This is a genomic window from Tautonia sp. JC769 (genome assembly GCF_040717455.1).
Taxonomy (GTDB): Bacteria; Planctomycetota; Planctomycetia; order Isosphaerales; family Isosphaeraceae; genus Tautonia.
Window position 1 is genome coordinate 63715 of sequence record NZ_JBFEFH010000032.1, and the last position, 8093, is coordinate 71807.

General features: G+C 69.4%; 6 protein-coding genes. All 6 read right to left on the reverse strand.

Features of this window, described 5'->3' with window-relative positions; all coding sequences use genetic code 11:
- Window positions 1-114 precede the first annotated feature (114 nt).
- Window positions 115-804 (reverse strand): flavoprotein, encoded by a 690-nt coding sequence (locus AB1L88_RS23445; RefSeq protein WP_367099126.1) that lies wholly within the window; start codon window positions 802-804, stop codon window positions 115-117.
- Between the two features lie 97 nt (window positions 805-901).
- The gene (locus AB1L88_RS23450; protein ID WP_367099127.1) at window positions 902-1144 is read right to left on the reverse strand and encodes a hypothetical protein; all 243 of its coding nucleotides are present in this window, start codon (window positions 1142-1144) and stop codon (window positions 902-904) included.
- Window positions 1145-1570: 426 nt separating this feature from the next.
- On the reverse strand, window positions 1571-2281 hold the full coding sequence (locus AB1L88_RS23455) for a restriction endonuclease (RefSeq protein ID WP_367099132.1): 711 nt from the start codon (window positions 2279-2281) through the stop codon (window positions 1571-1573).
- A gap of 406 nt (window positions 2282-2687) precedes the next feature.
- Entirely contained in the window at window positions 2688-4997 is a 2310-nt protein-coding gene (locus tag AB1L88_RS23460) for a DUF4340 domain-containing protein (protein ID WP_367099128.1), read from the reverse strand.
- Window positions 4998-5246: 249 nt separating this feature from the next.
- Window positions 5247-7058, reverse strand: coding sequence for a GldG family protein (locus AB1L88_RS23465; protein ID WP_367099129.1), 1812 nt, complete (start codon window positions 7056-7058; stop codon window positions 5247-5249).
- A gap of 27 nt (window positions 7059-7085) precedes the next feature.
- Complete coding sequence (locus tag AB1L88_RS23470) at window positions 7086-7850, reverse strand: ABC transporter permease subunit (RefSeq protein ID WP_367099130.1); 765 nt, start codon at window positions 7848-7850, stop codon at window positions 7086-7088.
- Window positions 7851-8093: the final 243 nt, after the last annotated feature.

The window sequence follows — 8093 nt, forward strand, 5'->3', positions numbered from 1 at the left end:
CGTCCGTGCTCGCCGCCCGATCGGGCCCGGTCCGACCCTCCTCGGATCTCGACGGGCCGTCGCGCCACCTCCGACAGTGGGGCTTGATCGACGATTGCACGGAGCGGGCTTCACTCAATCGGGCGGAGCGGCGCGGGGGTCGGCCGCACCTTCGGCACGGTCGAGCGCCATCCGGACCGCGGCGACGACCTCGGACACCTCGGCCATGCCGCCGCGCCCCTCGTCGCCGCAGGCCAGGCGTTTCACGATCGGCCCGACCAGCCGGAGCCTCGGCGCGTGCGACTCGAAGATCGCCGGGGCCTCGTCGAGCGTCCAGTCCCGATCCGGGCCGCCGTCCCCCCAGTCGTCGAGCAAGAGCCGCAGGTGGCGACGGGTGACGGGGCTTTCCCACATCAGGGTATTCATCGCCGGGGCCAGCACCACCGGGCGGGCGAAGTCCCAGGCGCGGAAGAGGCAACTCAGGCACGAGTCGCTCAATCCCAGGGCAAATTTGCCCAGCGTGTTGGCATCGAGCGGGGCGACGACCAGCAACTCGGCCCAGCGCCTCAACTCGATGTGCAAGACCGGGTCGTCTCGCCTCCAGCGGTCGAAGGCCCACTCGTCGGCGTCGCGATAGAGCGGGCCGCCCATCCTCAGGGCGTCGTCGGGGTCGGGGGGGCCCAGCTCGCCCGGCCCGAAGAATTTCAGGGCCGGCTCCGTGGCCACCACCCGGACCGCGTGGCCATCGGCCCGCAGGGCCGCCCGGAGCATCGGCGTCCGGATCGCCGCCACCGACCCGGTCACGCCGAGGATGATCCGCGCCATCGGGGTCCTCCCTCCCTGCTCAAGCCCCCGAAGCCGCTCATCCGGCGCGACCCCTTCAACCTTCGCAACACGACCGACCCGAGTGCCTTCGCCTCGCTCAACGGCACTCGGCGGTCAGCGGGGCCATCGTCTCGTTGACGGCCTCGGAAAGGCGGCTGAGCAGCTCGCGATGCAGGTCGCGATACTCGCGGCGGGTCAGCAGCAGGCGCTCGTGGGCGCGTCGGGTGAGCATGGTGGCGACCGCCTTGAGGTCGGCCTCGATCAGGCCGCTCAGGTCCTCGAACTCGGCGGGCAGGTTCAACTCGGTCGCGTGGGCGGACGTTTGGCTCGGGCAGGACATCGAAAACCCTCCTTGGCTGGGACCGTCGCGGCGGCACAGACTCCCTGTGCCCAGTCTCTCTCTGACACGAATAGCCGCGAGGCGATCACCAGTCAAGACTCTTGAGAACCGTTCGATTCGGTCGTGTGCGAGGTGCCGAACGGTGCAATGCATGTGCCGGTCGTCGGTCCGACCGGCGAAATCCAATCAGATGAACAACCGATGGGTCGGCCCGCGACCGCGATCGTGTCGGGTGCGGGCCATGGGTTTGCTCGCAAGATCGTCTCGTCCCGGTCGTGCCCGCGGCGGGTGCCTCAGGGCGGCCGACCAGGGGTGTGGGACCGGACCCGCTTGCCGAGTCCGTACAGGCGACATTGTATGCTACGTCGTCAAGACCACCGCGGGACACGTTTCCCGAAAATTTTCCGGAGTCGTCCCCGTCGCCGCTCAGAACCAGACCGGCTCCGGCTCCTTCACCGCCCCCGGGCCCATCGCCTCGCGCACCAGTTCCACGAGCCTCGGCCCGTCCACCAGCTCGATCGGATGGTCGCCGGCGAACCGCTCGGCCGCGAGCGAGAAGGTCCGCGTGGTCACGAAAAACCCCTTGTGGCTGGCCGTGTGGTGGATCGTCCCGAGGAATTTCTGCAGCTCGGGAGAGCCGACCACACCTTTTTTATGATATTTACATTGGACGACGCCCCGAAGCCCCTTGCGCTCGACCCGCAGGTCGGCCCCCTCGTCCCCGGTGCCCCCCACCCGGTCGACCGTATAGCCGATCGCCTCGAACAGCTCGGCCACGAACTCCTCGAACCCCTCGGGCGAGAGGTTCGCCAGCTGGGCCAGCTTCAGGTCGGCCCGGCGCGCCTGCAGCCGCAAGCGCTCGGCCTTCTCCCGGGCCTCGACCACCATCTCCTCGATCACCCGGCGGCGCCGCTCGACCTCCGTGCCGGTCTCCCCCGCCAGCCGGGCCGCATAGCGCTCGATCTTGAACAGGACGTTGCGGATCGTGTTGTCCAGCCGCGCCCGCTCGGCCCGCGTCAGTTGATTCTCGAAGCGGCGGAAGACCGCGTATTCGAGGTGCTCGAACGCGCCTTCCAGCTCGGCCTCCGACCGGATCGCCGGCGCATCGTCGTTGTACGCGACGCTCGTCCACAGCATCCCTTGCACCGGCCGTTGTGATCCTCCTCCGGTCGGCGATCCCTCGGCGGTCGACGCACCACCCGCAGTCCCGGCCCCGGTCGCCTCGGCCCGCTCGCGGAGCCATTCCAGCAACATCGTGGCGCACTGTGGTCCCAGGCACTCCATCGGTCGATCCGACTCCTCGATTGCTGCTGTTGCCGGGCGGGGCGGAGACACGAAACGAAACGGGGGGATGGCCGACGCTCACGAACCATCGGCCGGACCGCGCCGGAGAATCCCTCCTCATCCCCGGCCGGGGTCATGGTCGGGCACCATCATAATCGAACCCCACGCCCGATCCACTGCTTACCCCCCTTCGTTTCCCGAAATCGAGGGACCAAGATCACTCCGCGTGCTGATGCGTCCCCCGAGGGGTCCCGCCGGGTCACGGCCGCTCATCCGTGGAATCGGCCGATCCCTCGGGGACCGGCAGCGCGAACGGCTCGGCCGGGACCAGGAAGACCGGCCCCGGGCCTTCCGCCTTCATCGCCGCGTACCGCAGCCCGTTCGCCACCGACCCGAACCGGACCGTGGCCACGCCCTCGGGATCTTGCAGCCGCACCTCGACCCGCAAGGCCGGGGGATCGAGCCCCGACCCGTCGGGCATCGGCCCCTCGTCCTGCAGGATCTGCTCGGCCGTCAGTTCCGAGAGGCTCGCCGCCAGCGCCGCCACCCGATCGGCGTCGTATCCCATCGGCCAGGTGTCCGCGCCGGCCTCCGGCCCCCAGGCCCCTGAAACCGTCCGCTCGAACACGACCTCCGACCCGGCCTCCGGACCCCGAATCGCGATCCGCACCGCCTGCTCGACCGGGAACGCCAGCAGCCGGCGCTCGCGGAACTCGGCCGTCAAGACCGCCAGCAGCTTCGGGCCGATGGTGAAGATCCCCGACTCGCCGTCGAGCCTCGCGTACGCCTCCTCCGGCCTCCCCGGCACCAGGCCCCCGACCTCCAGCGTCCTCGCCCCGGCATCGCCCGACGCGTCTTCCCACGTCACCCGGAGCGTCGGTTCCTCGAGCCCAAAGTCCGACGGCTCCGACTCCGACTCATCCACCCACCGCTCGGCCCTCAGGCGGGCCAACCCTTCGATCAGCATCATCGTCGCCAGCCGGTCGGCCGGGGCCTCCGTCGGCTCGACCACCTGCCACGCCGCCTGCGCCCCCCCGGCCCCAGGACTGGCCTCCGAGCGTTCCAATGTCAACGATCGCGCCCCCCGGGACAGCTCGATCCGGCGGACCGTCCTCGGGTCCTGCCTCACGAGGGTCCGATCGCGCAGGGCGAGCCGCCCCTCGGGGATGATCGCCCGCACCGTCTCCGGCAGGGCGAGCAGGTTTTCTTCGTCCCGCTCCAGTTGACCGTACACCAGCTTCCGCCCGGCGTCGAATCGGCCGATCTTCAGCGCCGCGTTGGCCGGCCGCTCGAACCTCGGCCCGTCCTCGTCCCCCGGCTCGGGCCGATCGAGCCAGACCGACACGGTCGCCGCCGGCGCATCGAGTCCGGACCGCTCGGCCGCCACCTCGCTTGCCTTGAAGAACTCCGCCGATTCCAGGCCGACGAGCGTTTCCAGTAAGGTCGCCACGTCGAGCGCGTCGGCCGGGCCTTCGGTCGGCATTTGCACCTGCCAGCCGTCCGACTCCTTGGCCAGCTCGAACGTCTCGCCCCCGGCCTCGATCCGGATCCCTTGCACCTCGTTCGGCCGGAAATCGACCACCTTCCGGCTCCTGACCTCCAGCGGATTCAGGCCCAGATCGCCCACCCTCCGGGCCCGGACGACCAGCACGTCATCCTGCCCGTCTCTCCTGGCGTAACGCAGGTCGTCGCTCCCTTCCGGGGCCTTGCCCAGATACGCCATCTGCGGCTCGGCCGGGCCGGTCAGGCCCGCCGGCAAGAGGGTGATGATCGTCGCCCGGTCCGGGTCGAGACCGAAGGGGGCCAGATCCTCCACGTCCTCGGCCGCGAACCCCTCGGCCCCCGAAATCGCCTGCAACTCGGCCAGGTCGGCGAGCAATCCGTTCACCACCTCCGCATTGGCCGGGGCGCGGAACGGATGCACGATCCGCCACCTCCCCCCGTCGAACACCACGTTCAAGCGCCGATCGGGGCCGACCACGTTGATCGCCTTCACATCATACGAGTAGATCTCGAACAACCCGCGTTCTCGCCAGAGCAGGGGGTCCACGTCGTCCGGCTCGACCCGGACCGAATCGGCCAGGGTGATGCCCCCCCCCTCCGCCTTCACGTAGCGCAGGCGTTCCAGCTCGTCCCCCAGCGCAAGCGTCGCGATCGGCTCCCGACTTCCCGATCGGAACAGCCGGATCACCCGAGCCGGCGGCTCCAGGCCGAACCGGGCCGGATCGCCGCTCGTCAAGCTGCCCGCCTCGGGAGACGCCTGCAGCCCCTTCAGGTTGTTCAGCAACCCCTCGACCTGCCTGCGATCGGCCAGCGCATCGACCGGCTCGACGACCTGCCAGTCCTCCCCCCGTCGTTCCAGGGCGATCGAATCGCCCGAGCTGGGATCCTCAATCTCGATCCGCCCGATCTCCTCCGTCTCCACCCTGAGCAACTGCGGCAAGACCCGGCCCGCCATCGCCCTGCGCTCGTCGGCCGTCGGCACGCCCGCCGTCCTCGCCCACCAGAGCGCCCCCAGGCCCCCGAAAAAGAGGAGGAGCAGCACCACCGTCGCTCGTTTGCCCATCATCCCACCACCTCAGCCAGTCATTTGCAAGATGCTTCGCCGAGCCTCATCACCCCACTTCCCGATCGACCCGATCGACCTGCCTCCATCCCGCCGCCCCCCTTTGTCCGGGGTTCAGCCACCCAGAAGGGGCGAGAGTTGAGATCGATCTGTCCCCCTCTCCCCGCCCGCGGGGAGAGGGCCGGGGTGAGGGGTCCTTGCCAGACTCGCGAGAACCGCCCGTTGTGATGCGTCGCCCCTCCCATCCCATCCTCACTCCCTCCGCGCCAGGTAGGTCGCCACCCCCAAGCCCACCAGCACCGAGATCGACAGCAGGGTCGGCAGCAGGACCAGCTTCGCCCTCAGGTTCGGCCCGGCCTTCAACACGCGGGCCACATACGTCCGGGGGGCCAGGCCGACCAGGTCGGGCCGGTCCTGCAACCAGCTGATCGCGTTGACGATCAGGTCCAGGTTCGCCACCCCGACGGCCGCGACCGTCTGGTTGTCGCCGGCGGCCGGGCTGGCGATCACCACGAGCCTCGGCGTCAGCTCCGGCGAGCGCTCGGTCGGGCCGGGCCGATCGGCCACGGCCGCCGCCACCACGACCGGCCCCGCCCGGTCCTCGTCCGCGTCGCGCTGCGGGGGACCGGCCTCGGGCGTCGATTCGACGAACGACGTCCCCGACGTCCGCAAGAGCGGCATCACCAGGAACGCCGAGTTCGCCTCGGCCCCGGACTTCACCCCGATCGGCGCCGCCTGGGGCATCAGGATCATCCGCCCCTCGATCGGCGCGACGATCGGCGGGTTCTGCGCCCCCGGCTCGACCGGGACCAGGGGCAAATCGGCCCGCCCCCGGAACGCCAGGCCCGGGTCGACCACCCGCCCCGACTCGATCCCGACGCCCCACTCCTCCAGCCACGATTCCAAACCGCTTGTCGTCGCGTTGCCGGCCATCACCAACACCCGCCCGCCCGTGTCGGCAAACCCCCGCAACCGGGCCACCACCTCCGGCCCGATCGTCTCCGTCGGCGCGGCCACGACCACCACCGACGCCCCCTGCGGCACCTGGCCGGCCGGGTTGAAGGCCACCGCCTTCATGCCGACCGATTCGAGCCTCGCCCGCAACTGCCCCAGTCCCGGCCGCCTCGGGTCCATCGCGTCGATCGTCGGCTCGCCGTGGCCGGTCGTGAACGCGACGATCGGTTGTTCCCCCTGCTTCAGGCGGATCAACGCCGTCGTCAACGCCGCCTCCCCCAGGAACGAGGTCTCGGCCACGATGCTCGACCCCGGGTCGTCCGGCACCTCGGCCGCGAACATGTCCGCATTGCGGACGATGATCCGCTGCGCCTCGTCCCCCTCGCCATACGTGACCAGCACGCCCCCCCCTTCGGTCAGGGCCAGGCCGGGCACCTGCTCGGCCAGCTCCCGGGCCCGCTCGGGGTCGTCGAACGGGTTGAGCGTGTCGATCGTCACCCGGTCGGGCGCCTCCTCTTGATAGAGCTGCACGAGCTGCCTGATCCGGTCCACCTGCCCGAACACCCGCTCGCCCGACCCGTAAAAGAGCGTGAACGTCACCGGCTCGTCCAGGTCCTGAAGCTGGTTGATCGTCAACGATTCGAGCGAGTACGACCGGTCGAGCGAGAGGTCGATCGGCCTGCCGCCGTACGTGAACGCTAGGACGTTCCCCACGATCAGCACCCCGGCCAGAAGCGCCCCGGTCATGCTCGCGTCGGTCACGCGGGCCATCCGCCTCAGGCTCGGGCTGGCGTGCCGATAGCGCCGGTTCGACCACAGGGTCAGCAGCAGGATGCCGAACGCCATCGCGAACACGACGATCGACTGCGGCAATCCGAACCGGACCGCCACATACGCCCCCAGCAGAATCCCGAGCAGGCCGAACGTCGTGGCCGCGGCGATCAGGTCGCGATAGCGCGGCGGCGGGGCCTCGCCGTCGGTCTCCGCCTCGGCCGACTGCCCCAGCGGGGCACCGCGCAGGAACCAGTAGAGCGTCATCGCCCCGATCACCACCAGGGCGACCACCACCGCCACTTCCCGCCCCAGCAGGTCGAACACCCGATCACCCATGCCCATGTCCCTCGCCTTTGTCTGCGGTCAGCTCTCTCTGCGGGCTTCGAGCACCTTGATCGCCACGAACAGGGCGAACACCGTCACCGACAGGTGCAAGGCCACCACGCGCAGATCCAGCCTCCCCGAGGCGAACTCCGAGAGCTGCACGTACACCGACAGGAACGACACCGCCTCGGCCCACCCCGGCCTCGGGCCGACCACCTGGTTGACGACCGTGATCAGCAGCAACGCCAGCAGGACCACGAACGTCCCGACCGCGGCCTCCACCTGGTTCCTCGTCGCCGCGCTGAAGGCCACGCCGATGCTCATGAACATCATGCCCATCGTCGTCAGGCCGATCGCCAGCGAGATCAACGGCTCCGGGTCCAGCTCGTACCCGCCCACCTGCTTCAAGAACGGCAAGTAGATCGCGAACGGCACGAGCAGGGCCAGGTACATCACCACCCCGGCCAGCCACTTGCCCAGCACCACCTCGGCTTCCGTCACCGGGACGGTCATCAGGCCCTCGATCGTGCCCGTCCGGCGTTCCTCGGCGATCAAGCGCATCGTCAGGGCCGGCACCGCGATCAAGAGCGCCACCCAGAACATCCACGACCCCGCCACATAATAATTCATCGGGTTCAACTGCCCCGAGAACGACAGGACCGCCCTCGGCTCGCTCAGCAGCTCGACGAGCTGGAAATAATCCAGCATCGCGATCACCTGGAACCCAAGTAACACGAAATACGCCATCGGCCTCAGGAAGTAGCTCGACAGCTCGCGCTTCACCAGTGCGGGGACGTGTCGCATCAGTTCTCTTCCGCCGCCTTCAGGTTCGCTCGTTCTTGATTTGGGTGACGTGCTTTTATGATCAATCGATCAATCCGCCCATTCGCACCGTCCACTCCCCTCTCCCTCGCTCTCATGGGCTCAGGTCGAGCACCATGCCTGCCCCCCTCTCCCCAGGGGCGACGGGTCCGGTAGGGTGCTGTCGAGTCTTCGAAGACGCACCCATCCGTGATCGAAGGCCGGCGCCCCTTACTCCCGGATCCC